This is a genomic window from Bradyrhizobium sp. 179 (genome assembly GCF_023073535.1).
In the GTDB taxonomy this organism is placed as follows: Bacteria; Pseudomonadota; Alphaproteobacteria; order Rhizobiales; family Xanthobacteraceae; genus Bradyrhizobium.
Genome location: NZ_JADPJR010000111.1, coordinates 1 through 1,579, shown reverse-complemented (window position 1 = coordinate 1,579; position 1,579 = coordinate 1). Strand labels below are relative to the sequence as shown.

Below are 1,579 nucleotides of genomic sequence, written 5' to 3'. Positions count from 1 at the left end.
AACCTCGACGAGTTAAACGCCTGGCTGCTCGACAAATGCATCGCCTACGCCAAGGCTCATCGCCATCCGGAGCTGACCGATCAGACGATCTGGGACGTGTTCGAAGCCGAACGCCCCAAACTCGTTCCCTATGCCGGCCGCTTCGACGGCTTCCATGCGGTGACGGCATCGGTCTCGAAGACCTGCCTGGTGCGCTTCGACAACAACAAGTACTCGGTCGCAGCCAGCGCAGTCGGACGACCGGTCGAGGTTCAAGCCTATGCCGATCGCATCGTGATCCGTCAGGATGGACGTATCGTTGCCGAGCACCCGCGATCCTTTGGCCGCGGCGATACCGTCTACGACCCCTGGCATTATGTGCCGGTGCTCGCCCGCAAACCCGGCGCCTTGCGCAACGGTGCTCCCTTCAAAGACTGGGTGCTGCCGGCCGCGATCGATCGGATCCGGCGCAAGCTGGCCAGCACCGACGATGGCAATCGGCAGATGGTCGACATCCTCAACGCGGTGCTGACTGACGGTCTGTCCGCGGTGGAAGCGGCCTGTGCCGAAGCGCTCAGTCACAGCGTCCATTCCGCCGATGTCGTTCTCAATATCCTGGCCCGTCAACGTGAACCTGCCCCACCGGCCAACATCATGACGCCGGCCGCACTGACGCTCCGTCATGCACCGATCGCCGATTGTGCCCGCTACGACAACCTCCGGAGGACCATCTGATGGAACGAACCCAAATCTTCGACCTCATGGGCGAACTCAAGCTCTACGGCATGAAGGCTGCCTTCGACGAGATCATGGCAACTGCCGTTAAGCGCCAGCACGAGCCTCAGCGCATTGTCGGCGACCTGCTCAACGCCGAGATCAACGAGAAGCAAGCCAGGTCGATCAAATACCAGCTCACCATTGCCAAGCTGCCGCTCGCCAAGGACATCGCCGACTTCCAGTTTGACGGCACGCCGATCAATCAGACTCTCGTCAATGATCTCGCTGGCGGCGGCTTCATCGCCCAACAACGCAACGTCGTGCTGGTTGGCGGCACCGGTACAGGCAAAACACACTTGGCCATTGCCATCGCCAGAAGTTGCATCCGCGATGGCGCTAGAGGACGCTTCTACAACGTCGTCGACCTCGTCAACCGGCTCGAGACCGAAACCCGCAACGGTCGGCAGGGACGGCTCGCCGAGCATCTGACCCGCATGGACTTCATCGTTCTCGACGAGCTGGGCTATCTGCCGTTCGCGCAATCCGGCGGTCAGCTCCTGTTCCATCTCATCAGCCGGCTCTACGAACGCACCTCCATCATTGTCACCACCAATCTCGCGTTCGGCGAATGGCCGAGCGTGTTCGGCGATGCCAAAATGACCACCGCGCTACTCGACCGATTGACCCATCACTGCGACATCGTCGAGACCGGCAACGACAGCTGGCGATTCAAAAGCCGCGACGATGTTCAAACAACCCGCGCTCGCGCCGTCTCCGCAACCCCGACCAGCTCCGACGACCCGAGCGCTCCCAGCAGAGCACGCCGATCAAAGGGGTCCCTTTTGGATGCCGATAGGGGGTCCCAGTCGAACGCCGATTGACA

General features: G+C 61.4%; 1 protein-coding gene and 1 pseudogene. Both read left to right on the top strand.

Annotated elements, in window-relative coordinates; translation table 11 throughout:
* Positions 1–805 (top strand): annotated as a pseudogene (locus IVB12_RS26570) (IS21 family transposase); the annotation flags it as partial.
* Positions 714–1,577: an IS21-like element helper ATPase IstB gene (istB, locus tag IVB12_RS26565; protein WP_346015530.1), complete on the top strand. Its 864-nt coding sequence runs from the start codon at positions 714–716 to the stop codon at positions 1,575–1,577. The pseudogene IVB12_RS26570 and the gene istB, both read left to right, overlap by 92 nt.
* The last annotated feature ends 2 nt before the right edge of the window (positions 1,578–1,579 follow it).

Coding starts and splice junctions, on each gene's coding strand:
- istB (WP_346015530.1), top strand. CDS start 714: ATGGAACGAACCCAAATCTTCGACCTCATGGGCGAACTCAAGCTCTAC.